Genomic DNA, 23,945 nt, shown 5'->3' with positions numbered 1-23,945 from the left:
CGCTCCCACACTGGTTATGTGAGCGCCACTGACCAAATGTGTGCGAGCCTGCTCGCGAAGACTTACTGTCAGGCGACCGATTTCTAAACCTTGATCACCACATCCTGCTCCAGCATCAGCTCCTGCTTCCCAGCATCCAGGCGCACCAGCGCGCCCATCGGCAGCGTCAGGTTCGGGTCGCAATGCCCGCTGCGCCAGCCTGACAGCACCGGAATCCGCAGCGGCTCGAAGGTCTGCTTGAGCAAGCGGTTCAGGGCCTGAACATCGACCCCCGCGACATCGCCCACCAACACCCCTCGCAATTTCGCCAACTTGCCTGCCAGACGCATCTGCGTCAGCAAGCGGTCGATGCGATACAACGGCTCGTTAATGTCTTCGATCAGCAGGATCACCCCTTCGACATCGATTTCATAAGGCGTACCCAGCGTTGCGGCGATCATCGCCAGATTGCCGCCCAGCAGACGCCCATGCGCGATGCCCGGCTCGACGGTGGTCAACGGATAAGCCACCGGGTGGCTGAGCACACTTCCCGCCTTCGACTGCCCGCGCAACATGGCGAAGAATGAAGTGACGGTCGGCGGCTCCTTGTCCCCCAGCAGATCGGCGTTGAGCAACGGCCCGTGAAAGGTCACGAAACCGGCATAGCGACTGATCGCCAGGTGCAACGCGGTGATGTCGCTGTAGCCGACGAAGGGCTTGGCGTGGCGGCTGAGCAAGTCGTAGTCGATCCGGTCGAGCAATCGCGGCGTGCCGTAACCGCCGCGCAGGCAAATGATCGCATCGACTTCGGGGTCAGCGAATGCCGCGTGCAGGTCGCGCAGGCGCACGTCATCGCTGCCGGCCAGATAACCGTCCTTCTCGTAAACACCGGGAAACACCTTCAGCCCATAGCCACGGGCGCGCATCCATTGCAGCGCCTTTTCGGTGTCCAGCGTGCCTGGGCCGGCAGGCGCGATGACGCCGATGAGTCCTTCTGCCGGCAGCGCGGGCACGGCTCGGTGCGGGCAGAGCGTGTGAGTTGGTCGAATGGTCATCCTTGGGGCTCCCTGAGTAAATCATGCACACAGTAGTCAGCTTGAGACACAAACAAAAGCCCCTCATCGGAACGCCGCCCGCCTACCCCTCTCCCGGAAGGAGAGGTAACTGACCGAGGTGTTCGTTACATCACATTGAAATGAATGACCGAGTTGAATGAAGTTTTGAAGGGCAAGGAAATCGGCTCCCTCTCCTCGGGGAGAGGGCTGGGGTGAGGGGTGCGGCCAACACTGACTTCAAGCCTGACGCAAGGACGGATCTCAGGCAAAAAAATGCCCGCCGGGCTAAACCTCGGCGGGCATTTTTCATTGGATGCGGGTCAGGAACCCAGCAGTTCAGCCTTGACCAGCTTCGCTTGCTCATCGGCATGGTACGAAGAGCGTACCAGCGGGCCCGAGGCGACGTTTTTGAAGCCCATCCTGTAACCCTCTTCGGCGAACCAGGCGAAGGTGTCCGGGTGCACGAAACGCTGCACCGGCAAGTGGCTGCGCGACGGTTGCAGGTACTGGCCGAGGGTCAGCATGTCGATGTCGTGTTCGCGCATGCGCTTCATGACTTCGATGACTTCTTCGTCGGTTTCGCCAAGACCCAGCATCAGACCGGATTTGGTCGGAATGTGCGGCATCATCTGCTTGAAGCGCTGCAGCAGGGTCAGTGACCACTGGTAATCCGAACCCGGACGCGCCGCCTTGTACAGACGCGGTACGGTTTCCAGGTTGTGGTTGAATACGTCCGGCGGCTCGGCAGCGGTGATTTCCAGGGCGATATCCATGCGGCCACGGTAGTCCGGGACCAAGGTCTCGAGTTGCACGTTCGGCGACAGCTTGCGGATTTCGCGGATGCAGTCGGCGAAGTGCTGGGCACCGCCGTCACGCAGGTCGTCGCGGTCAACCGAGGTGATCACCACGTACTTGAGCTTGAGATCGGCGATGGCGATGGCCAGGCTTTCCGGCTCGTTGACATCCAGTGGCTTCGGACGACCGTGGCCGACGTCGCAGAACGGGCAGCGACGGGTGCAGATGTCGCCCATGATCATGAACGTGGCGGTGCCGCCGGAGAAGCACTCACCGAGGTTCGGGCAGGAGGCTTCTTCGCAGACGCTGTGCAGCTTGTGCTTGCGCAGCAGGCTCTTGATCCGGTCGACTTCCGGCGATACCGGGATGCGCACACGAATCCAGTCGGGCTTCTTCGGCAGTTCGGTGGTCGGAATGATCTTCACCGGGATGCGTGCAACCTTCTCGGCGCCGCGCAGCTTGACGCCGGCTTCGACCTTGGGACGCGGGGCCGGGCGCTCGGTCACGTCGAGCGTCGGGATCATGGTTTGCACTGCATCAGTAGTCATATCAGTCGATTCCGCCCGTGAGGGTCGTCTGCTCAGCATAGTCGAGGTGTTTGACGAGCTGCGCACGCAGCCGGGCACTTACCTCGGCAAATTCAATCGATCCTGCGTGATCGCTCAGCTGGGTCATCGCCAGCCCGGCGTAGCCGCAGGGATTAATCCGTCGAAACGGTTCCAGGTCCATATCCACATTCAGGGCCAGGCCATGAAAGGAACAACCGTGGCGAATGCGCAAACCCAGAGACGCGATTTTCGCTCCCTCGACGTAAACGCCGGGAGCATCCGGCTTGGCCGCTGCGGTCACCCCGTAGCTGGCCAGCAGTTCGATCAGGCACTGTTCCATGCGCGTGACCAGATCACGTACGCCGAAACCCAGCTTGCGTACGTCCAGCAGCAGGTAGGCCACCAGTTGGCCGGGACCATGATAAGTCACTTGCCCGCCGCGATCGACCTGCACCACCGGGATATCTCCCGGCAGCAGCAAGTGCTCGGCCTTGCCGGCCTGGCCCTGCGTGAACACCGGCGGGTGCTCGACGAGCCAGATTTCGTCGGCGGCAGCGCTGCCGCGTTCGTTGGTGAAGCGCTGCATGGCATGCCAGACCGGCTCGTAAGCCATCCGGCCAAGTTCGCGAAAGCCCAGCGTGCCGGGCATCACAACACCATGTGCACGAAGCCGGTCGCCCGCAATTCGCTGTTGATGTTGTACAGCTGATCCTGATCGGTGGCGACAATGTGCAGCTGAATGGTGGTGTACTTGCCAGTGCTGCTTTGACGCTCGTCGATGCGCTCATCGTTGATGGTCGCGTGTTTCTTGACGATCTCAATGATCTGGTCTTTGCGACCGACGCCCGTATCGCTGATCACCTTGACGGGATAATCCGTAACAGGGAATTCGATCTTTGGCGCCTTTACTTCGGTATCGGTCATGGCGTAACGGCCTCTATAGCACAAGCCGTGGTAACGCACATGGCCCCGCTCCGGATCGGGGCGGGGCCATGCAGGTCAACACAAAATCAGTTGAACAAGCCGTAGAAGAATAGGCGGATGCTATCCCACATGCGGCGGAAGATACCACCCTCTTCGACGCCATCCAGAGCGATCAGGTCGGCGCTGTGCACGACCTTGTCTTCCAGTTTGACTTCGACTTTACCGATCACGTCGCCCTTGGCGATAGGCGCGGTCAGTTGCGGGTTCATGGTCATGCTGGCAGCGAGCTTTTTCAGCTGGCCTTTTGGCAAGGTCATCGTCAGGTCTTGCGCCAGGCCGGCCTTGACCTGATTGGTGGTGCCTTTCCACACCGGCGCTTGAGCCAGTTCGGTGCCCTTCTGATAGAAGGTCTGGGTTTCGAAGAAGCGGAAACCGTAAGTCAGCAGCTTCTGGGTTTCAGCGGCACGGGCCACTTCGCTGTTGGTGCCGAACACCACGGCGATCAGACGCTGACCATCACGTACCGCCGAAGACACCATGCAGTAGCCGGCTTCGTCGGTATGACCGGTTTTCAGACCGTCGACGGTCTTGTCGCGCCACAGCAGCAGGTTGCGGTTAGGCTGCTTGATGCCGTTCCAGAAGAACTCTTTCTGCGAGTAGATCGCGTAGTGAGCCGGGTCTTCGTGAATGATCGCGCGAGCCAGCGTCGCCATGTCGTGCGCCGAGGAGTAGTGCTCAGGGTTCGGCAGACCGGTCGGGTTCATGAAGTGGGTATTGGTCATGCCCAGTTCGGTAACCGTCTTGTTCATCAGGTCGGCGAAGGCATCTTCGCTACCGGCGATGTGCTCGGCCAGCGCGACGCTGGCGTCGTTGCCGGACTGGATGATGATGCCGTGCAGCAGGTCGCTGACGGTCACCTGCGAGCCGACTTTGATGAACATCCGCGAACCGCCGGTGCGCCAGGCGTTTTCGCTGACGGTCACCGGATCGTTTTCACCGATCTGGCCGCGACGGATTTCCAGGGTCGCGATGTACGCGGTCATCAGCTTGGTCAGGCTGGCCGGTGGCAGACGCTGGTCGCCATTGTTCTCGACCAGCACGTTGCCGCTGCTGGCATCCATCAGAACGTAGGCCTTGGCGGCCAGTTGCGGTGGCGACGGCATCATCTCGGCCGCGAAAGCGGCTGGCGAGAGGAGCAGCGGGACTAGCAGACACAGGCGTTTGGCAAAGGTGGTGATGTTCATCCGTCTCTCGAAATCGCTAATGGAAACTTGCCCGAAGGCAAAACTTGTTCAGACAGCCTTCTAACGGGCCATCGCGTGTTCAGTCGTTCACTCCAGTCACCCTTGCCGGGCTTTTGTTCTTCGACGAGCCAACAACCTGGTTCACCCCCCGATACCGCAAGTGAACCGTCAATCAAGGTCTACGTTTTACTCGGTGACCACGCTGGGCGAACCCAGGTTGGCCAGGCGCACGCTGTTCTGCACCTGGGCGATTTCACCCGGCGAGCCGATCGGCCCCAGGCGTACCCGGTGCAGGGTCTGCTGATTGCGCACGATCGAGCTGATGAACACCGGAGCGCTCACCATCCCGCTGAGCTTCGACCTCAGCAGTTCGGCAGCGTCCGGGTTGGCGAACGCGCCCACCTGCAGATACTGGCCAGACGCTGTTGCAGAAGCGTTTTTTTTTGCGTCGATCTGCACCGGCACTACGGCCGCGGCGTGCTGCTGCGGCGGCGGGGTCCATTGCTCGACGGTGCCGGCCGAAGCCGTGATCACCGGAGCGCTGGTCTGCACCACTTGCGGCTCGTTGAGCATCAGCGGCGCCGGACGGCCCTTGGCGGCCCACCATTGCTGCGGATCGATGCCTTCGACCTTGACCCGCGCGGTGCCGGTTTCGGCGTAACCGAGTTTCTTCGCCGCTGCGTAGGACAGATCGATGATGCGATCGGAATAGAACGGCCCGCGGTCGTTGACGCGCAGGATCACGGTCTTGTTGTTGTCCAGATTGGTCACCCGAACGTAACTGGGCAGCGGTAAGGTCTTGTGTGCGGCACTCATGCCGTACAGGTCATAGACCTCGCCGTTTGCGGTGTTCTGCCCGTGAAACTTGGTGCCGTACCAGGACGCCGTGCCGGAAGCGACATAGGTCTTGGATTCCTGCAGCGGAAAATAGGTTTTGCCCAGCACGGTGTACGGGTTGGCCTTGTACGGGCCAGTGTGCAGGGTCGGCGTCGCATCCGGGATGCGCGAGACATCGACGTCCCACCACGGCGCGCCATCTTTGTGCGCGCGGTTGATGTCCAGGCCCGGTTGGGCGCGGACAGCAGTGGACGGCGTTTTCTGCGTCGGGGTGCGGCTGGTCGTGCAACTGGCAACCAGGACTGCCAACGCAGCGAAAGCCACCAGCTTCAGGGGTTTATGATTAGGCAATGCCTGCATTACTTGACGCCCCGTGCTTGTACCAGCTGTTCAGACAGTTGATGTACGGCCATGGCGTACATCACGCTGCGGTTATAACGCGTGATTGCGTAGAAATTCTTCAGGCCCATCCAGTATTCCGGGCCGTTGTCGCCTTCGAGGCGAAATGCGGTAACCGGCATATCATCGCGCAGCGCATCATGACTTGACCAGCCCAGCGCCCGCAACTCTGCGACCGTTTTCGTCGGCTCGATACCGCTGGTCAGGCCTTCTTCGACGTGCTCGCCGCCAACATCGGCGCGGCTGACCACCGGCTCGCCGGAGACCCAGCCGTGACGCTTGAAATAGCTGGCAACGCTGCCGATCGCATCGTCCGGGTTGTTCCAGATATTGATGTGGCCGTCACCGTCGAAATCCACCGCATAGGCGCGAAAGCTGCTCGGCATGAATTGCGGCAGGCCCATGGCCCCGGCATAGGAGCCTTTGAGAGTCAATGGATCGACCTGCTCTTCACGCGCCAGCAGCAAGAACTCGCGCAATTCCTTGCGGAAAAATTCGGCACGGGGAGGATAGTCGAAACCGAGCGTCGACAACGCATCGATCACCCGGTAATTACCGGTATTACGTCCGAAAAAGGTTTCAACGCCGATGATTGACACGATGACCTGTGCCGGTACGCCGTATTCCTGCTCGGCACGCGCCAGGGTTGCCTCGTGCTGACGCCAAAAGTCGACACCGCGGGCAATGCGCGCGTCGGTGATGAACATCGGGCGGTATTCGTTCCACTGCTTGACCCGCTCGGCAGGCCTGGAAATGGCATCGAGAATCGCCTGCTTGCGCTGCGCCTCACGGAACACCGCCATCAATTGCTCACCGGCGAAACCGTAGTCGCGGGTCATTTCACCGACGAATCCGGCCACCTGCGGCGAGCCTTCGTATTCGCCGGCCAGCGCTTCCTGAACGCTGCCCAGCAGGCCCATCAGGCCAACCAGCGGCGCGCATCGAGTCGCCCAGCCACGCATGACTTGCATTGAACTGTTCACCTTATTCAAACCTGTGCGATCCACTTGCGATGGGTATGGATCGACATCAAAACCCCAAACGCTGACAGCAGTGTCACCAGCGAAGTTCCTCCGTAGCTAATGAACGGCAACGGCACCCCCACGACCGGCAACAGGCCACTGACCATACCGATGTTGACGAAAACGTAAACAAAAAATGTCATGGTCAACGCCCCGGCGAGCAATTTGCCGAACAGGGTTTGCGCCTGAGCGGTGATCACCAGCCCGCGTCCGATCAGCAGCAGATAAATCAGCAACAGCGCGCAAATGCCGACCAGACCGAACTCTTCGCCGAGTACGGCAATGATGAAGTCGGTGTGGCTTTCCGGGAGGAAGTCCAGGTGTGACTGGGTGCCGAGCAACCAGCCTTTGCCGAAGACACCGCCGGAACCGATCGCGGCTTTCGACTGGATGATGTTCCAGCCGGTGCCCAGCGGATCGCTTTCCGGATCGAGAAAGGTCAGCACGCGCTGCTTCTGGTAGTCGTGCATGACGAAAAACCACATCGCCACCGACACCGGCACCGCCGCCGCCAGCACGCTGAGGATCCAGCGCCAGCGTAACCCTCCCATGAACAGCACGAACGCGCCGCCGGCCAGAATCAACAGCGAAGTGCCGAGATCGGGCTGGCGCACGATCAGCGCGAACGGCACGCCGATCAGCATCAGGCTGATACCGACATGCTTGAGTTGCGGCGGCAAGGTGCGCTTGGACAAGTACCAGGCGATGGTCGCCGGCATGAGGATTTTCATGAATTCCGAAGGCTGGAAGCGGATCACCCCGGGGATGTTGATCCAGCGCGTCGCGCCCATGGCGTTGTGGCCCATGATGTCCACCACCAGCAGCAGCACCACGCCAATGACATAACCGAGCGGCACCCAACGGGCCATGAACCGCGGTTCGAACTGGGCAATGACAATCATTGCTACCAGGCCGATGCCGAACGACGTCGCCTGTTTGCCCAGTAGATCCCAGCTCTTGCCGCTGGCCGAATACAGCACGAACAGGCTGCCGGCGGCGAGGATCAGCAGCAGAATCAGCAGCGGGCCATCAATGTGCAGTCTTTGCAGCAACGTCGCGCGGCGACGCATCACATCCTCACTGGAGAGCATGCGATCGAAGTTATTCATCACGGGCCGTGGCCTCCGCAGTGATTGGGCTGGCGTACTCGGCCTTCAAATGTCCTTCCTTGTCGAGCAGCCAGGCGTCCATCACCTGACGCACCACTGGCGCGGCGACACCGGAACCGGATTCACCGTTCTCGACCATCACCGAGACGACGATTTTCGGATCCTCGGCCGGAGCAAAGCCGACGAACAAGGCGTGGTCGCGATGGCGTTCCTGGACCTTGGAGCGGTCGTATTTCTCGCCCTGCTTGATCGCCACGACCTGGGCGGTACCCGACTTGCCGGCGATGCGGTATTGCGCACCGATCGCCGCTTTACGCGCGGTGCCGCGGGCGCCGTGCATCACCTGCTGCATGCCGTGGTTGACCTTGTTCCAGTCGGACGGATCGCGCAGCACGATGTTCGGCATCGGGTTGTCATCCACAGGCTTCACCCCGTCAAGGGACTTGGCCAGGTGCGGACGGTTCCAGATGCCTTTGTTGGCCACCAATGCCGTGGCCTGGGCCAGTTGCAGCGGTGTCGATTGCATGTAGCCCTGGCCGATCCCGAGAATCAGGGTTTCGCCGGGGAACCATGCCTGTTTGCGTGTCGCCCGCTTCCATTCACGCGACGGCATCAGGCCGGGGGATTCTTCGAACATGTCCAGCGAGACCTTCTGGCCGATGCCGAACTTGTTCATGTACGCCGACAGCCGATCGATGCCGAGCTTGTGTGCCAGGTCATAGAAGTAGGTGTCGTTGGACCGCATGATCGCTGTGTCGAGGTCGACGAAGCCGTCCCCGGTGCGGTTCCAGTTGCGGTATTTATGGTCGTAGTTGGGCAGCATGTAATAGCCGGGGTCGAACACCCGACTTGAAGCCGTGACTACGCCGGCATCGAGGCCGGCAATCGCCACCGCCGGTTTGATCGTCGAGCCCGGCGGGTAGAGTCCGCGCAGCACGCGGTTGAACAGCGGCCGGTCAATGGAGTCGCGCAACTCGGCGTAGGCCTTGAAGCTGATCCCGGTGACGAACAGGTTGGGGTCGAAACTCGGCTGACTGACCATCGCCAGCACTTCACCGGTCTTCGGATCGAGCGCCACCACCGCACCCCGCCGCCCGCCCAGCGCGGCCTCGGCGGCTTCCTGCAGCTTGATGTCCAGACTCAGGACAATGTCCTTGCCTGGAATCGGATCGGTGCGCTTGAGTACGCGCAATACGCGGCCCCGGGCATTGGTCTCAACTTCTTCGTAGCCGACCTGCCCGTGCAACTCCGGCTCGTAGAAACGCTCGATGCCGGTTTTGCCGATGTGGTGGGTGCCGCTGTAATTGACCGGATCGAGGCTTTTCAGCTCTTTCTCATTGATCCGCCCCATGTAGCCCACCGAATGCGCAAAATGCGCGCCCTGCGGATAGTGACGGACCAGTTGCGCGACCACCTCGACGCCCGGCAGGCGGAACTGGTTTACGGCGATGCGGGCAATCTGCTCTTCGCTCAGCTCGAACAGGATCGGCACCGGCTCGAACGGTCGGCGCCCCTGCCGCATGCGCTTCTCGAAGATCACCCGGTCCTCGGGCGTCAGCTCCAGCACTTCGACGATGACGTCGAGCACTTGCTGCCAGTCGCCGGAGCGCTCGCGGGTCATGCTCAGGCTGAAGCTTGGGCGGTTGTCCGCGACCACCACGCCGTTGCGATCGAAAATCAGCCCGCGCGTGGGCGGAATCGGCTGCACATGGACGCGGTTGTTTTCCGACAGGGTCGAGTGATATTCGTACTGGATCACCTGCAAGTAATACAACCGCGCAATCAGCACAACGATCAGCAACATGACCGTAATGGCCCCGAACACGACGCGGCTACGCACCAGGCGGGCGTCCTTTTCGTGGTCCTTGATGCGGATCGGCTGAGACATGAGGGCAGGCTTACTTGTGGTAAGGGTGACCGGACAACACGGTCCAGGCACGATACAACTGTTCGCCGATGAGGATGCGCACCAGCGGATGCGGCAACGTCAGCGGCGACAACGACCAGCGCTGATCGGCACGGGCGCAGACTTCCGGCGCCAGCCCCTCGGGACCACCGACCATGAAATTGACCGTGCGCGAGTCCAGCCGCCAGCGATCGAGCTCGACCGCCAGTTGCTCGGTGCTCCAGGGTTTGCCGTGGACTTCCAGCGTGACGATCCGCTCGTTCTGCCCGACCTTGGCCAGCATGGCTTCGCCTTCCTGGCGGATGAATCGGGCCACGTCGGCATTCTTGCCACGGGTATTGAGCGGTATTTCCACCAGTTCCAGCGCCAGCTCGGACGGAAGACGCTTGGCATATTCATGCCAGCCTTCTTCCACCCACTTGGGCATGCGTGAACCGACGGCGATCAGGCGCAGTCGCACAGCAATCCCTTACAGCTGGTCTTTGTTGAGCTTGGTGAAATGCTCGTGGGTGTTTTCCGGGCTGTGGTGCCTGGCGTCGGCCGCACGGCTCTGCTCGGCACCGGCCCACAGGCGCTCCAGGTCGTAGAACTGACGCGCCGAGGCCGTCATCATGTGCACGATGACCAGGTCGAGGTCGAGCAGTACCCAGTCGCTGTCGCCCTTGCCTTCTTCGCCCAGCGGCTTGGCGCCCTGCTTTTTGACTTCCTCGCGAACCTTGTCGAGCATCGCGTTGATCTGGCGGTTGGAGGTACCGGTGGCGATGATCATGTAGTCAGTGATGCTCTGCTTGTCGCGAACGTCGATGACCTGAATGTCCTGGGCCTTGACGTCTTCCAGTGCAGCGACGGCAAGCTTGACCAGTTCATCGCCCTTGAGCGGTTCGTTGGTGCTGGCGACTTCCGGCAGCGGCGCGCTCTTGAACGTGCCTTTGCGCTTTACTTTCGGTAGATCTTTGTCAGTCATATAAAACTCGTTTTGCTCATGTATTCGGCGGCTTGGCGATACGGTGATTCGTATCCGTGAAGCACGCCTTGTTCAGTTCGACGCACGGTACAGACCGTGCGCATCGATGTAGGCCAGGACCGCGTCGGGCACCAGGAAACGTACCGACTTACCGCTGGCCAGCAGTTGACGGATCTGGGTGGCGGAAACCGCGAGCGGTGTCTGCCAGACGAATGCAATCTGTCCGCTCGGCCCTTTCAGGGCCAGCGGGTCGCTCACCGAACGCGCTGCCAGCAGGTTGCGCAAGGCATCCGGCGGTTCGCTGTCGGCGTCCGGGCGCTGTAGCACCAGGATGTGGCAATGCTGGAGCAACTCTTCCCAGCGGTGCCAAGTGGGCAGGCCGCAAAATGCGTCCCAGCCCAAAAGCAGAAAAACCTGGGTCTCGGCGGGCATTTCGCCACGCAGCGACTCCAGGGTATCGATGGTCCATGACGGCTTGTCCCGCTGTAATTCGCGGGCATCCACCATCAGCGGCGGCAAACCGGCCACCGCACACTCGACCATGGCCAGCCGATCCTGCGCCGACACCTGCGGCGTACCGCGATGCGGCGGACGCGCGCTGGGCAGCATGCGCAGCTCATCGAGCGCCAGCGCCTCGGCGACTTCCAGCCCGCCGCGCAAATGGCCGATGTGCACCGGGTCGAACGTACCGCCCAGAACGCCGATGCGTCGTGGGCACGACTCGCTGCCGGTGTGCGGCGCTGTCAGGTCGAGGTCGGTCAAGTCAGACCGTCGCCTGGCCGCGCAACTGGCCATCACCGACCACGATGTACTTCTCGCAGGTCAGCCCTTCGAGGCCCACCGGGCCGCGGGCGTGCAGCTTATCAGTAGAAATGCCGATCTCGGCACCCAATCCGTATTCAAATCCATCGGCGAAGCAGGTCGGCGTGTTGATCATCACCGAGGCCGAGTCGACTTCCGCCACGAAACGCCGGGTGTCGGCGAGATTTTCGCTGACGATCGAGTCGGTGTGGTGGGAGCCGTAATGATTGATGTGTTCGATGGCCTGATCCAGCCCGTCGACCACGCGGATCGACAGAATCGGCGCCAGATATTCGCTGCTCCAGTCGTCCTCGGTGGCCGCGACGGCCTCGATGATCGCTCGGGTGCGCTCGCAGCCACGCAGCTCGACGCCTTTTTCGCGGAACTGCGCGGCCATTGCCGGCAGGAAAGCCTGCGCAACGGTCTGGTCGACCAGCAAGGTTTCCATCGCCCCGCAAATGCCATAACGATAAGTCTTGGCGTTGAACGCAATGCGCTGGGCTTTGCCCAGATCGGCGTGTTCGCTGACATAAACGTGGCAGATTCCGTCCAGATGCTTGATCACCGGTACGCGGGCATCACGGCTGATGCGCTCGATCAGGCCGCGGCCACCGCGCGGCACGATCACATCGACGTACTCGGGCATGCTGATCATCGCGCCGACGGCGGCACGGTCGGTGGTTTCCACCACTTGCACCACGGCGGCGGGTAGCTCGGCCTCGGCCAGACCACGTTGAATGCACGCAGCAATCGCCCGGTTGGAATGAATCGCTTCGGAGCCGCCGCGCAGGATCGTCGCGTTGCCGGACTTCAGGCACAGGCTGGCGGCGTCGATGGTCACGTTGGGCCGGGATTCGTAGATGATCCCGATCACACCCAGCGGCACGCGCATCTTGCCGACCTGAATCCCCGACGGGCGGTAGCTCATGTCGCGGATCGCGCCGACCGGATCCGGCAGCGCAGCGACCTGGCGCAAACCGACAATCATGCCGTCGATGCGTGCCGGGGTCAGTTCCAGACGTTCCAGCAACGCAGGCTCCAGGCCATTGGCGCGGCCGGCGGCCAAATCCTGTTCATTGGCTGCCGCCACCTCGGCACGCGCGGCGTCCAGAGCATTGGCGGTTGCCTGCAGGGCGCGGTTTTTCTGCGCGGTGCTGGCACGGCCGATGACCCGGGAAGCGCTGCGGGCGGCGCGACCCAATCGGGTCATGTAGTCAAGAACGGACTCAGTCATGGTCTGCTGGGGTCTTGGCAAAGAGGAAAGCGGCAGATTATAGCTGTCACGCCCCCCGACTAACAGCGGTGACGGGCGGATGGTCAAAATGAGCTGGGAATGGCCGTCGTTCAGACGTAATTAAGCTCGGCGTTGTTATCATCACGGCCTCTTGAGCCTGGATCAACCTTGCCCATCATGACCAACGAGCCCCAACACTCTCAGCCCACGCGCCTGCCCGTGGGCCTGCCGGACAGTTTTTTCGAGCGTGACGCCCAGGTACTGGCGCAGGATCTGCTCGGCAAAGTCATCCGTCATCGCGTCGGCGATCTGTGGCTGAGCGCGCGGATCATCGAAACCGAAGCCTATTACTGCGCTGAAAAAGGCAGCCATGCCTCACTCGGTTACACGGAAAAGCGTAAGGCTTTGTTTCTGGATGGCGGGCACATCTATATGTACTACGCCCGTGGCGGCGATTCGCTGAACTTCAGCGCGCAGGGTCCGGGCAATGCCGTGCTGATCAAATCGGCCTATCCGTGGATCGATGAAATCAGCGGTCCGGCGAGCATGGCGCAAATGCTTCTGAACAACCCCGACGCTCAGGGTCGCGCGCGCCCTGCGAACAAACTCTGCGCCGGCCAGACATTGCTGTGCAAGGCACTCGGGCTGAAAGTACCGATGTGGGACGCCAAGCGTTTCGATCATGAACTGTTATTGGTGGAAGACACCGGCCCCGCGCCCTCACACATTATTCAAACGACTCGTCTGGGCATTCCGCTCGGACGGGACGAGCACCTGATGTACCGCTTCGTCGATGCAGCCTACGCACAATGGTGCACGCGGAACCCGTTGCGCCGGGGCCAGGTCGAAGGCCGGGATTATTTTCTGCTGCCTGGGTCCAGCGTCGATTGCGCGATCAAATGATATCCACCTGTGGGAGCGCGCCTGCTCGCGAAGAGGTCTACCGGACGAATTTAATCGTCTGACACACTGCATTCGCGAGCAGGCGCGCTCTCACAGGTGGCCGGTAATCCCTGAATATCAATTGCAGTTTTGATGGAGTTTTTCTGTATGGGCCCATGGCTCGATAGCGTGACCGGTTGGCTGGCGGCCAATCCACAGTGGCTGGCGGCTGCGGTGTTCGTTGTGGCGCTGGTGGAATGCCTGGCGATCGCCGGTCTCATCGTACCGGGCACCGTGCTGCTGTTCGCGGTTGCGGTGCTGGCTGGCAGCGGCGCGCTGTCGTTGAGCGAAACCCTTTTGCTGGGCTTTCTCGGCGGCATTCTCGGCGATCTGATTTCGTATTTTCTCGGCCGGCATTTCCATCAGAACATCCGTCGCTTGCCGGGGCTGCGCAGTCATCCGGAGTGGATGGCAGGGGCCGAATCGTATTTCCAGCGTTACGGCATCGCCAGCCTGCTGGTCGGTCGCTTTATCGGCCCGCTACGTCCCATGCTGCCGATGGTGGCGGGCATGTGCGACATGCCGTTCCCGCGCTTTATCGCCGTTAGCCTGCTCGCTGCGGCTGGCTGGAGCCTCGCCTATCTGCTCCCGGGTTGGGCCACCGGCGCGGCGTTCCGCCTGCCGTTGCCTGAAGGTTTCTGGCTCGAGGCCGGAATTGTCGCCGCCAGCATCGCGGTGATGGTCGGCCTGAGCGTCAACAGCAGCGTGCGTCGCCATCGTCGCGCGACGATCTGGATCGGCGGCATGAGCCTGTTGATCCTGATCGGCCTGTTTATCGGCTACCCGTACCTGACGGCGCTCGACAACGGAGTGATGACGCTGGTGCAGGAACATCGCCAGCCAGCGCTCGACGAAATTGCCGTGACGCTGACGCTGATCGGCGAATTCCGCAACATGCTGCTGTTCAGCGCCCTGCTGGTCGTGCTGTTGCTGTTGTGCAAGCAGTGGCGTCAGGCGATGTTCGCCGGTGCGACCATGCTCATCACCGCAATGGCCAATACCGGGACCAAATACTTCTTTGCCCGAGTGCGCCCCGAAGTACTCAGTGATCCATTGACCACCTACAGCATGCCCAGCGGCCATGCTTCCGGCGCGTTTGCCTTGTTCCTGACACTGGGCGTGCTGGCCGGTCGCGGCCAGCCGCCACGCATGCGCCTGACCTGGCTGCTGATCGCTTGCATCCCGGCGCTCTCTATCGCCTTGTCGCGGGTCTATCTGGGGGCGCACTGGCCGACCGACATTCTTGCCGGCGCCATGCTCGCCAGTTGCGTTTGCGCCGCAGTGCTATGGCTGAGCCAGCGTCAGACTTCCCTCAACCCAGTGCCGTTCAAGATCTGGTGGCTGATCCTGCCATCGATGATTGCCTTGTTCGGATTCTTCGTACTGCGCCATCTTCCGCATACGCTGCTGCGTTACGCTTATTGATTGAAAGTGCACAAGCGTTATTTTCTCGCGCTGTTCTTTTCGGAAATTTCCGACGAGAGCAGCGCTACCAACTGATTCATAAATTCCTGTTGCGAGTAAGTTTTCACGCAAGCGATTATCAACTTTCGCACTTCCATACTGAATAAAAAACCGGGTTACACAATCACTTCGCCAACAGCGCGATAAACAATTCCACGCTGTGCAAAAACCATTAGATTGGCTCTTCAATTCAATAACTTTCGATACTTAAAACACACGCTGACTGAAACAGCGGGTGTTTTGTTTATCTATTGATAAGAGTCATTCATGAGTCCGAAAATACCGCGCAAACCAACGCTCGCCAACCGTCCACCCGAGCCGCCGTCCTTTACGCCTGCGCTCCCCCCCGGACTGCCTGCAACATGGCGCCTGCCCGGTTTTAACGATCCCGCCGATCCAGCGTGCATGCCCAACACCGAGGCCGATATCGATCCTGCCCCCGCCGTTGTCATCAGTACCCTGCCACACCAATGGCTTCGAATACGACCGTTTGATCGACCGGGTCGAAGCGGCCGGCCAACCGATCATCAGTCTTTCCGGCAACAGCAACGAGTTCGCCCACGACATCAGTTGGCCGTGAGCACACCGCCGTTCTCAACAACGTTGAGCAGATGAAAACAACCGGTACGGATACCGGCTAACGCCACTTATTAAAGGACTAATCGTGTCAACACTTATCACACCAAGCGTCGCAGCTCTTGAGGCCCGCGCAATCGGCATGCAGCAGATCGCTGCCTCGGCCAATCCCTATGGACGGCAGCCGACTCACATCGAGCCGTCGAACAGTGCCAGCCCGACGGACCCGAAAGCCCCTTTCCGGCGCACGCTGGCCTCCCTTGATGAACATTTCGGCCCGTTGCGCATCGGCGAGGTCACGACCACCCGAGTCGAACTTCAGGCTTTCGGGGCCACCGTGCACGGCCAGCCCATCAGCCCGGCGAACGCCGGTATGCAGCACGCGGATCAGGCCTTTCTCGACGGGCTCAACTTCGATGCCGACAAGGCCCAGGCACGCTTGAAAGCCATTGATGCCGCCGACATTGACGGCCCCGGCCTGCTGTTTTTTGAAATTTCCAGCCAGCGCTCGGCCAATGCCGGACAGCTGTTTGTCAGCGCTGGCGACATCAAGCCACGCAGTTTGATGGGACGTCTCAATCATTTCTGCGAGGCCGCGCAGAAGCTTGAAGTGCAACCGATCGACGCCCTGGAAAACTCCCCCGGCTGGGTCAACAGGGGCAAAAGTTATCTGCTGAGCGGCGCCGGTGTGGGCATGCAGGCATTCGGTATCTACAGCGGCTATCGGGCAATGCTCGATGCGATCAAACACGGCGAGACGGGAGAAGCCTGGTTTCAGGGTGGCTCGATTGCCGCCGAACTGGGCTCGCTGATTCTCGAGCAGGGCTTCAGCAAGGGTGGCCAGGCCATGCTCACCCAGGGAGGCAAGGTGTTCCGCTATTTTCCGCGCACCTCGTTCGGCAAATACCTGGGTCGCGGCGCCGGCATGTTTGCCAGCGTCATCACCTTGCCGTTCGACATTGCCGATGCGGTGAAGTCGTTCAACGCCGCCGCGGTCAGCAGTGGCAAGGAAGCCCAGGACCATTACGTCAATGCTGGCTTCAGCGTTGCTGGCGCGGGCATCAGCCTGGCGCTTGGCGCGGCGGCGCTGGCCGGTTTCGGCAGTGTCGCCGGTCCGCTCGGCCTGGCTGCCGCCGGATTGCTGATCGCCGGTTCGATGATCTACCACGCCGCACGCGCGGTCGATGACATCGACGACTATATCGAACTGACGTTCCACGAACGTCTGCGCTCGGGCTGGTTCGCCTTCACCGGCCAGGAGATGGACAAGGACGTCATGGACCGCTTCAAGCAGTCCAAGGGTTATCGCGACCATGAGGCCCAATTGCAGATGTCTGCCCGCCAGATGCTCGACGGCGCGTACAAACACTCTCTCGAACACATCATCAACGGCGCCTTCCGCGTAGAACTCAAACCTGTGGAAATCTGGCGCTACCAATGGGATGAAGCTGCGGGTGAGAAACCGTTCAAACTCGATAACTACGCGGCGGTCGTGGAAGGCGACGACGTGATTGACGCCAGCAAAGGCCTGCCCGTCGATCTCAAGGGCAAGGTCTCCGGCACCGGCGGTGAGGACAAGGGTGTGTTCTGGCGCCTTGGCGATGGCAATGACCGGGTGATCGGCGTGGCGGACCAGGCCAATCTCTTCACCTGGCGCGACGATCACAAAGCCCTGACGGGCGGCAGCAAAAGCGACGCGTTCTATCAGGACGTCAGCGAAGCCGAACTCAACCGAGCAAGCAAACCGGCGCATCTCAACGTACTGGATGGCGGCGCGGGCTCGGACACCCTGGCGTTCGAAGGCAGTCGCCCACGGGACGACACGCGCCATATCGGCCACGACATCGATCTGCAAAGCGGCAAGGTCAGCCTGCGCGGTCTTGATCCGCAGGTCGATGCTGTTCACGTGGCGCAACTGACGTCGATCGAAAACGTCTCGACGTTGCGCAAGGGCACCAGTCGCGTCACTGGCAGCGACGAAGCCAACCGGATCGCGGCCAATGGTAATGACCGGGTCCATGCCGGGGCCGGCGACGACACCATTGCCGTCGGCGGTTTCGATTGCACAGTGGATGGCGGCAGCGGCAAGGACCGATACTACATCGCCGACACCTGCGCGCGAACCACGATTGTCGAAGACGGCGAACACACCAGCCTGATCGAATTTGGCTGGCCGATGGAAGCCATCCAGCGCTGGGAAATCGCCGACACCGCACTGGTGGTCCGCTCCCGCCGCGGCGATGACGGCAGCGAGCCGGAGCATGTCTTGACGATTGAAAATGTCTACCAGTGGGTAGACGGCCGGCGCCAATTGAAAAACGGCAAACTGGTGTTCAAGACACGGGACCAGTATGAGCTGCTGGCGCTGCTGCCGACGACACCGGGCAAGGCACTGATCGAGCGTGTCGATATCGCGGTGAGTGTCATCGGCAAACCGAGCCCTGCGCCGGAAATCGTCAATGCCGGCACGGTGGAAATCAATGACATGGGACGCAAACGGCATTTTGTTTCGCGCCTGCCTGGCACTGTCGGGTTTCTGGCCAAGCCACACGCCGCACGCACGTCTCGTTCGATTCACCTGGACTTCAGCAATGAAGAAATCAGCGACGTGGTCGTCAGCTATGACGTGGAAGTGCGCAAGGGCGTTTCCGGCAATACCCACCTGATCTACAAAGACATCAACCTGTCACTGCACTTGCCGGAAAAAGTCGTGAGTTTCACCGGGGTCATTCAGCCGATCGCCGCGGCCACCGGTTACAGCGGCCGAAACAGCTTGAAAGTCACCACGCCACAGCTTGCCCAGGACATCGTCCTGATCATGCAGGACAAGGTTTCGTACCGCCTGCAAGTGCCGGACCTGGATTACCGGAACGATGCCGCAAACCCCGGCCCGCGCAGCCAGAGCACCCGCAGTTGCCTCAAGCGACGTACCGGTGACTATCTGTTCACCCGACCGGTGTCCGGAGCAAAACTGGCATTGCCGGCGCAACCCAGCAAAGTGACAATTCCGGCAGGGCCGCACACCGGGATTTATGTGCTCGAAGGGCAAAGTTCGACTTACGACGTACACCTGTCCAGTAACTCGATCGTGAGCCTTTCCACGCCTGGGGCTGCCGCCAAAACCGCCAACGCGTCGATCTGGAACCTGTTCACCGGCGCCATGACGGAAACGATTGCGCGCGACGACATACAGCTTGACGCCAACCGGCTGCGCATCGGCAGCGCCGTGCTCGAGCTGCCGACGGTCGACGACGATTCGCCCGTCGAATCAGTCAGCGTCGTGACGTCTGCGGGCAATATTTACGAAGTGTCACTGCTTTTCGCAGTCATCCAGCTGTATGTCATCGACGCTCGCGGCTATGCCAGCGTTGCCGCACTGGTGGCAGATCTCGACGCGCATCGACTGCGCAGTGAACTGGCGGCCACCGTGCATGTCACCCACGTCAGCGCCAAGGGAAAAGACGCCAAGGTGATTTATCGCTCGGCGAAAAAGCAATGGAGCCTCGGCAGCGACCCGCAGCACCCGATCAGGCCTGAAGATTTACTGATATCAAGCCAGAACATCTGACCGTTTCCCCCGACACTCAATACGCGCCGATGCGGCTCTGACTGCTGCGTCGGCGTTCGTAACACTCAGCCAACGGACCGGCTGTTTTTTTCATGAAGGAGATTGAAACCATGCGACCAAAGACGGGCACGCGCCCGAAAACACCGCCCATTGAAACCAGCGGCTCTGCTCACTCCTCACGAGACGGTGCCGACGCAAATCCAGTGGGACCGCCAGCAGGCCGCATACCGGGTGATTCTGACCGTGTGACGCTTGATACCACCCTTTCCCCCTCGCAAGGCACCGGCGTCTCCCGACCAGTGCCTGCGGCAGCCAGCGTCAGCATCATGCCCGGCAGCACCTCGGACGCCCGTCCAGGCGCGAGATACTCGCTGGAAGATTTCACCCACCCATACGTCGCTGGAATGCCTCCTGCGGATGCCAATGGCATCAGACATTTCCGCCAGCGCCAATGGGTAGATGTACAACTGCCGGGTGAGGAACAACGGTCTCACGTTTACGTGCTGCATGACCGTCACACAGGTGAGTATCGAGCGGTCATGACCAGTCATCAGGCATTTGGCCCACCGATCTATCGCACCACGCAAAACAACCTGTGGAGCCTGGACCGGCATCTCACCCTTCTGCCTGCTAACGATTACGTATTTTCGGCCACGCCCAATAGCGACGGCCTGCATGAATTTCGGGCTGCGGCGTCCGCCAGCGACGCGCCCGTCCTCGGCCATGCGCTCAAGGATCACAACCATCGCTGGGTCTACATCGACCCGACGCAGATAAAAGACAAGCCGCTGCCCAAAGTGAAACTGGCCCATTGGTCAGATGAAGAAATACTCAATATGTATGTCGTGGATGAAGCGCGTATTGCCGAATTCCGGGAACAGGCACAAGCGTCCGGCAAGCCGCCGCAAGCGGTTGTCCGTACAGTCGCCTGGAATGACTATATTCATGTCACCGGCACACTGAAGTGGTTGTATCCGCACCTGTCATCCAGCGAGCGCGGCGACCTGTTGCGCAGTTACAACCTGACGAAAACCCAGTTGGCAAAGCTGCGCACAGATCTCAGGAATGGCCACGCAGAACACATGCCGGAATGGGCCGAACAGCATAAAAGCCTGACGCTCGATACGAACAATGCGCAACGATTCAAGCTGATCGCAGAAGAATTCGATGGCTTCGCTACGCGTTTTCGAGCCGGCCGTGAGGATCTCGTGACGGGCCATTACAGTCCGGACTATCTGGCGGACTACGCCGCCCATCTGGGTTATCTGCGCAACAAACACAACGTCCTGTACCGCACGGATATCGCGGCCATGTTCAGGGGCGAGACACGGCTGCCGTTCGAGTTGGCCAGAGACGGGAGGATGATTCATCGCAAGGGCAACGATACCGGCTCAACGGCCAAAAGAGCCTTCAGCGCGACGTTCGGCCTGTACAAGGCCACAGATTATGCAGTCAGCAAGGGTGGTTACCACAACGCATTGAAGTACAACACTCAGGCCAATCGCTACCCGGGCGAGGTGCCACCGGATGGCCAACGGGAACGACATTGGAGCGGCGGCACGGACGATGGCTCGGAAGGAAGGCGCTTCGGTGATGAGTCCGATTCGGAAAGTTCGTTCGTGTTTGACGAGACTAAGGGCTATGAAGCAAAGCGCACCCACCAGACCATGAGTTTCGTCTACGCCATCGACACACGAGGCATCGAAGTCGTCCCGCTCGCTGAGAACGATGTTCTCAACAGTTCTTCCAGCGTTGGTATTTATGACCACATGGAAGGACATATCTCGATGCCCACCCGGGGTATCAGTGCAGAGCGAATCTGGCTGGTTCATTCGGATCTCAGCAAGGCTGCCAGGGTTCAGGATGTATTGGCCATGGCGGGCGATCGCGCTGAAGCCATCGAGCAGGCGACCTGGGACGGGACGGTCTCGCAGAGTTACGACATCTTTTACGGGACCAGCGTCTACGACCGGTTGATTGACGAAATTGCCGGGACTGAAGGCGTGATCCTGACCCTGCCCAAAGGCAACAGTACGTTCGCCGACGATGTCGTCTGGCCGGTGCCGGAGCATTACAGACCCTGATTTGTATCTGTTGCATCCATAACCCCGTTCAGCCAGTGGATGGCTGACCTACACAAAGGAATGAACCTTTATGCGTAAGAACACTGGCCCTCTGCGCCCCTCGCCAACGCCTGATATACCTGGCCCGTCAACGCCTCGTCCTGCTATTGACCGCCCTGTTGACATGGATTTCCACTTTTCTGGCCGCAATCGCTCGGAAGCAATGGATGATACGCCGCGGCGTAGCGCCGACGGGACGAGTGACGAAGCACTGCGGGGAGAGACTGCCATCACGGTCACACGAATGAGCGAAATCGTCGAGCCACCCGCGCCCGTCCGCTCCTCGCCACTGGAGCCTTATCGACAAAACGCTTTGACCGGGCTCTCCGCTCACGATGCTGACGGGCTGCGGACCTACAAAGGCAGAAAGTTTGCTGATGTCAGCGACGACGCAACAAGCGCCATACAGACAGTGATGGTCGTGTATCACGAAATGATGAAGGCTTATCGCGCCAAGCTGCCGACCGAGCGAGAGGCTTCGGGGCCACCGCTTTATCGAATCGGCGAGAGCAAGAACTGGAGCTTGAACAAACCGCATGAATACTATGATCCCATGCAGTACACCCAGTCTCATGTCGCCGACAGCCGTGGATATTATTCGGTCGAGAAAATCCTGCTGATCGAGCACTCGGGCCCGGCTGGCAAATGGTTCGAACGTCAGGTTGTGAAGAAAAATGCAGGTCTGGCGTTTGTCGACGAAAATCGCCGTCTGATACGAGTCGATCCAACTGAAGCAAGGGGAGACGTCTCGATACCCGTCAAACTGGCGCATTGGAGTGATGGCGAAATCTGGAGCACTTACCGCCTGGAGGGCGCGCGGGCGCTGGCGTTCCGCAGCGAAGCAGAAGCCGCCGGAAAAGCCCCCGACTGGGCTACCCGCTTCAATGAACCGGACACCCATAAATTTCTGACCGACTCACTAAGATGGTCCTTTCCGGACAAATCCCAAAAAGAACGAACGGAGATTCTGCGCAGCTACAACCTGAGCATCGCTCAACAAAATCGGCTGCGCCTGGAAATGGAGCATGGAACGTTTCCCGAGTGGGCCGAACAGCATAAGCGCTTGACCCAGAGCACGTCGGACGACACAAGGTTTGCGCAGATTGCAAAGGAGCTTGAACACTTCAGCCTGAGACTGCGAGAGGAAGGCGAGAACTATGATTACGATTTGCCTCCCATCGCCCAACGCTATGACCAAAAGTTCCTGAATGATTATCTTGAATACGCCGGATACAAACGCAATCAGCACGATTACCTCTACCGGACAGACATTCCGGCAATGTTCCGCGCCGATTTGCGAACGCCTTTTGAACTGGCGCGAGACAAACGCCTGGTGAAATTGCGCGGCAACCCGTCTGACTCCACGACCAAGCGGGCATTCAGTGCGACATTCGGTGTGAGTAATGCCCTGACTTACATGGGGTTCGATTACTACTCCAACCCTCGGCATTACAACAGCCAGGCCAACCGCTACCCAGGGCATTTTTCCGATAGCGACTCCTCAAGCGGATTCAGACACAGCTCGGGTGAAGAGTCCGACACATCGTTCCAGATGGACGAATCGCGCGACTATCCCTTGCTGCGGCGCGACCAGCATCTTGGCTTTATTTATGTCATCGACACTCGCAACATCGAAGTCGTCCCTCGAGTGGAAAACATGTACCTGAACAACATGGATTTTGATGGCGACAGACTCGAAGGTCGGATATCAATGCCGACACGCGGAATCAGCGCCGAGCGGATCTGGCTGGTGAGCTCGGACCTGCGCCACGCGGCGAGAGTCGAGGATATTTTTCTACAGGCCGGCGATAGCGCGCAGGCTATCGAAAAAGCCACGTGGTCAGGTACCGACGATTACGATCAATATGGCAACAATGCCTATGACGGATTGATAGATGAAATCGCCCGTTCCGGCGGCGTTGTATTGAACTTGCCAAAAGGCCGAGATACTTTTTCCAACGACGTAACCTGGCCAGTCGCCGAACATTACCGAACGTAAGATAAAGCGCCATTCATTCCATGATGAATGGCGCGTTTTCTTACTGACGTGAAGCCTCCATTCAGATAGAGATACGCGTTGAATGTTTTGCTGTTTACTTTGGCTATGGACATGGTTTGCACCTGTAAGCATCCCGCCGTCGGCTATACCCACAACAGGCAATATCGAAAAAGGAAAAGTCTTCAAACAGCGGCGGCTGCCATTATGGTCGAGGCGGATGCAGACATCCGAGGGCTATCCCCTGCCGGTACTTTTGCCGATTTTCGTTTACGTCGGGCAATCACCATGCGATTGGCATACGTCGATGCCGCTTCAATCACATTATTGACGTTATGGTCGATCTCGGCATGTTTCAAAATATACTTGCCGGCAATATCGTCCCAGAATACCCATTCGTCTTCATATACAGTCATGACTTCTTTCTTGTTCTTATTCAAGTTACCCGCGTCCTGCGGG

At 60.0% G+C, this 23,945-nt stretch carries 20 protein-coding genes; 6 read left to right on the top strand and 14 right to left on the bottom strand.

Translation table 11 applies throughout. The features are described from left to right. Positions 1–83 precede the first annotated feature (83 nt). From BLU24_RS05125 to BLU24_RS05065, 13 genes are all read right to left on the bottom strand, one after another. Positions 84–1,034, bottom strand: a complete 951-nt coding sequence (locus BLU24_RS05125) for a S66 peptidase family protein (protein ID WP_093098026.1) — start codon at positions 1,032–1,034, stop codon at positions 84–86. A gap of 320 nt (positions 1,035–1,354) precedes the next feature. Beyond that, a complete protein-coding gene (lipA, locus tag BLU24_RS05120; RefSeq protein WP_172833313.1) occupies positions 1,355–2,353 on the bottom strand; it encodes a lipoyl synthase in 999 nt (332 codons plus the stop codon). Between the two features lie 25 nt (positions 2,354–2,378). Continuing rightward, positions 2,379–3,026, bottom strand: a complete 648-nt coding sequence (gene lipB / locus BLU24_RS05115; RefSeq protein ID WP_090286605.1) for a lipoyl(octanoyl) transferase LipB — start codon at positions 3,024–3,026, stop codon at positions 2,379–2,381. Further along, positions 3,026–3,301, bottom strand: coding sequence for a DUF493 domain-containing protein (locus BLU24_RS05110; protein ID WP_093098020.1), 276 nt, complete (start codon positions 3,299–3,301; stop codon positions 3,026–3,028). Before BLU24_RS05110 ends, lipB begins: the two co-directional genes overlap by 1 nt. Positions 3,302–3,387: 86 nt before the next feature. Next, on the bottom strand, positions 3,388–4,545 hold the full coding sequence (locus BLU24_RS05105; RefSeq protein WP_090286609.1) for a D-alanyl-D-alanine carboxypeptidase family protein: 1,158 nt from the start codon (positions 4,543–4,545) through the stop codon (positions 3,388–3,390). Between the two features lie 186 nt (positions 4,546–4,731). Next, positions 4,732–5,742 carry a septal ring lytic transglycosylase RlpA family protein gene (locus BLU24_RS05100; RefSeq protein WP_093098017.1) on the bottom strand — a complete coding sequence of 337 codons (1,011 nt, stop codon included), beginning with the start codon at positions 5,740–5,742 and terminating at the stop codon, positions 4,732–4,734. Then, positions 5,742–6,752 carry a lytic murein transglycosylase B gene (gene mltB / locus BLU24_RS05095; RefSeq protein ID WP_093098014.1) on the bottom strand — a complete coding sequence of 337 codons (1,011 nt, stop codon included), beginning with the start codon at positions 6,750–6,752 and terminating at the stop codon, positions 5,742–5,744. Before mltB ends, BLU24_RS05100 begins: the two co-directional genes overlap by 1 nt. 17 nt (positions 6,753–6,769) lie before the next feature. Next, positions 6,770–7,873, bottom strand: a complete 1,104-nt coding sequence (gene rodA, locus BLU24_RS05090; protein ID WP_167359939.1) for a rod shape-determining protein RodA — start codon at positions 7,871–7,873, stop codon at positions 6,770–6,772. A gap of 31 nt (positions 7,874–7,904) precedes the next feature. Further along, complete coding sequence (gene mrdA / locus BLU24_RS05085) at positions 7,905–9,800, bottom strand: penicillin-binding protein 2 (RefSeq protein WP_093098011.1); 1,896 nt, start codon at positions 9,798–9,800, stop codon at positions 7,905–7,907. 10 nt (positions 9,801–9,810) lie between these two features. Then, positions 9,811–10,278 carry a 23S rRNA (pseudouridine(1915)-N(3))-methyltransferase RlmH gene (gene rlmH / locus BLU24_RS05080; RefSeq protein WP_009051038.1) on the bottom strand — a complete coding sequence of 156 codons (468 nt, stop codon included), beginning with the start codon at positions 10,276–10,278 and terminating at the stop codon, positions 9,811–9,813. A 9-nt stretch (positions 10,279–10,287) separates the two neighbouring features. Next, positions 10,288–10,782 carry a ribosome silencing factor gene (gene rsfS, locus BLU24_RS05075; RefSeq protein WP_090286619.1) on the bottom strand — a complete coding sequence of 165 codons (495 nt, stop codon included), beginning with the start codon at positions 10,780–10,782 and terminating at the stop codon, positions 10,288–10,290. 72 nt (positions 10,783–10,854) lie between these two features. Next, a complete protein-coding gene (gene nadD, locus BLU24_RS05070) occupies positions 10,855–11,577 on the bottom strand; it encodes a nicotinate-nucleotide adenylyltransferase (RefSeq protein ID WP_093098008.1) in 723 nt (240 codons plus the stop codon). Beyond that, entirely contained in the window at positions 11,546–12,817 is a 1,272-nt protein-coding gene (locus tag BLU24_RS05065; RefSeq protein ID WP_093098006.1) for a glutamate-5-semialdehyde dehydrogenase, read from the bottom strand. Before BLU24_RS05065 ends, nadD begins: the two co-directional genes overlap by 32 nt. A 177-nt stretch (positions 12,818–12,994) precedes the next feature. On the opposite strand from BLU24_RS05065, the gene BLU24_RS05060 reads away from it, so the two are divergent. From BLU24_RS05060 to BLU24_RS05040, 6 genes are all read left to right on the top strand, one after another. Beyond that, a complete protein-coding gene (locus BLU24_RS05060; protein WP_093098003.1) occupies positions 12,995–13,720 on the top strand; it encodes a DNA-3-methyladenine glycosylase in 726 nt (241 codons plus the stop codon). A gap of 147 nt (positions 13,721–13,867) precedes the next feature. Further along, the gene (locus BLU24_RS05055) at positions 13,868–15,184 is read left to right on the top strand and encodes a bifunctional DedA family/phosphatase PAP2 family protein (protein WP_093098000.1); all 1,317 of its coding nucleotides are present in this window, start codon (positions 13,868–13,870) and stop codon (positions 15,182–15,184) included. Positions 15,185–15,668: 484 nt separating this feature from the next. Continuing rightward, positions 15,669–15,803: a hypothetical protein gene (locus BLU24_RS28070; RefSeq protein ID WP_269458770.1), complete on the top strand. Its 135-nt coding sequence runs from the start codon at positions 15,669–15,671 to the stop codon at positions 15,801–15,803. An 84-nt stretch (positions 15,804–15,887) separates the two neighbouring features. After that, on the top strand, positions 15,888–19,367 hold the full coding sequence (locus tag BLU24_RS05050) for a calcium-binding protein (RefSeq protein ID WP_231990193.1): 3,480 nt from the start codon (positions 15,888–15,890) through the stop codon (positions 19,365–19,367). A 92-nt stretch (positions 19,368–19,459) separates the two neighbouring features. Continuing rightward, complete coding sequence (locus BLU24_RS05045) at positions 19,460–21,451, top strand: hypothetical protein (protein ID WP_231990192.1); 1,992 nt, start codon at positions 19,460–19,462, stop codon at positions 21,449–21,451. A 70-nt stretch (positions 21,452–21,521) separates the two neighbouring features. Then, on the top strand, positions 21,522–23,489 hold the full coding sequence (locus BLU24_RS05040) for a hypothetical protein (protein WP_093097994.1): 1,968 nt from the start codon (positions 21,522–21,524) through the stop codon (positions 23,487–23,489). Positions 23,490–23,671: 182 nt separating this feature from the next. On the opposite strand, the gene BLU24_RS05035 is transcribed toward BLU24_RS05040, so the two are convergent. Next, complete coding sequence (locus BLU24_RS05035; protein WP_157720819.1) at positions 23,672–23,926, bottom strand: hypothetical protein; 255 nt, start codon at positions 23,924–23,926, stop codon at positions 23,672–23,674. Positions 23,927–23,945 lie beyond the last annotated feature (19 nt).

This window comes from Pseudomonas sp. Z003-0.4C(8344-21) (assembly GCF_900104975.1).
Lineage (GTDB): Bacteria > Pseudomonadota > Gammaproteobacteria > Pseudomonadales > Pseudomonadaceae > Aquipseudomonas > Aquipseudomonas granadensis.
The sequence above is the reverse complement of the archived record's forward strand: the minus strand, read 5'-3'. Positions and strand labels throughout refer to the sequence as shown.

Bases quoted from the DNA above. Each gene is read 5' to 3' on its own strand.
- BLU24_RS05100 (WP_093098017.1), bottom strand. From the start codon at position 5,742: ATGCAGGCATTGCCTAATCATAAACCCCTGAAGCTGGTGGCTTTCGCT.
- rodA (WP_167359939.1), bottom strand. From the start codon at position 7,873: ATGCGTCGCCGCGCGACGTTGCTGCAAAGACTGCACATTGATGGCCCG.
- BLU24_RS05040 (WP_093097994.1), top strand. From the start codon at position 21,522: ATGCGTAAGAACACTGGCCCTCTGCGCCCCTCGCCAACGCCTGATATA.
- BLU24_RS05060 (WP_093098003.1), top strand. From the start codon at position 12,995: ATGACCAACGAGCCCCAACACTCTCAGCCCACGCGCCTGCCCGTGGGC.
- lipA (WP_172833313.1), bottom strand. From the start codon at position 2,353: ATGATCCCGACGCTCGACGTGACCGAGCGCCCGGCCCCGCGTCCCAAG.
- lipB (WP_090286605.1), bottom strand. From the start codon at position 3,026: ATGCCCGGCACGCTGGGCTTTCGCGAACTTGGCCGGATGGCTTACGAG.
- BLU24_RS05045 (WP_231990192.1), top strand. From the start codon at position 19,460: ATGAAGGAGATTGAAACCATGCGACCAAAGACGGGCACGCGCCCGAAA.
- rsfS (WP_090286619.1), bottom strand. From the start codon at position 10,782: ATGACTGACAAAGATCTACCGAAAGTAAAGCGCAAAGGCACGTTCAAG.
- BLU24_RS05055 (WP_093098000.1), top strand. From the start codon at position 13,868: ATGGGCCCATGGCTCGATAGCGTGACCGGTTGGCTGGCGGCCAATCCA.
- BLU24_RS05105 (WP_090286609.1), bottom strand. From the start codon at position 4,545: ATGAACATCACCACCTTTGCCAAACGCCTGTGTCTGCTAGTCCCGCTG.
- nadD (WP_093098008.1), bottom strand. From the start codon at position 11,577: ATGGCCAGTTGCGCGGCCAGGCGACGGTCTGACTTGACCGACCTCGAC.
- mltB (WP_093098014.1), bottom strand. From the start codon at position 6,752: ATGCAAGTCATGCGTGGCTGGGCGACTCGATGCGCGCCGCTGGTTGGC.
- BLU24_RS05125 (WP_093098026.1), bottom strand. From the start codon at position 1,034: ATGACCATTCGACCAACTCACACGCTCTGCCCGCACCGAGCCGTGCCC.
- mrdA (WP_093098011.1), bottom strand. From the start codon at position 9,800: ATGTCTCAGCCGATCCGCATCAAGGACCACGAAAAGGACGCCCGCCTG.
- BLU24_RS05065 (WP_093098006.1), bottom strand. From the start codon at position 12,817: ATGACTGAGTCCGTTCTTGACTACATGACCCGATTGGGTCGCGCCGCC.
- BLU24_RS05110 (WP_093098020.1), bottom strand. From the start codon at position 3,301: ATGACCGATACCGAAGTAAAGGCGCCAAAGATCGAATTCCCTGTTACG.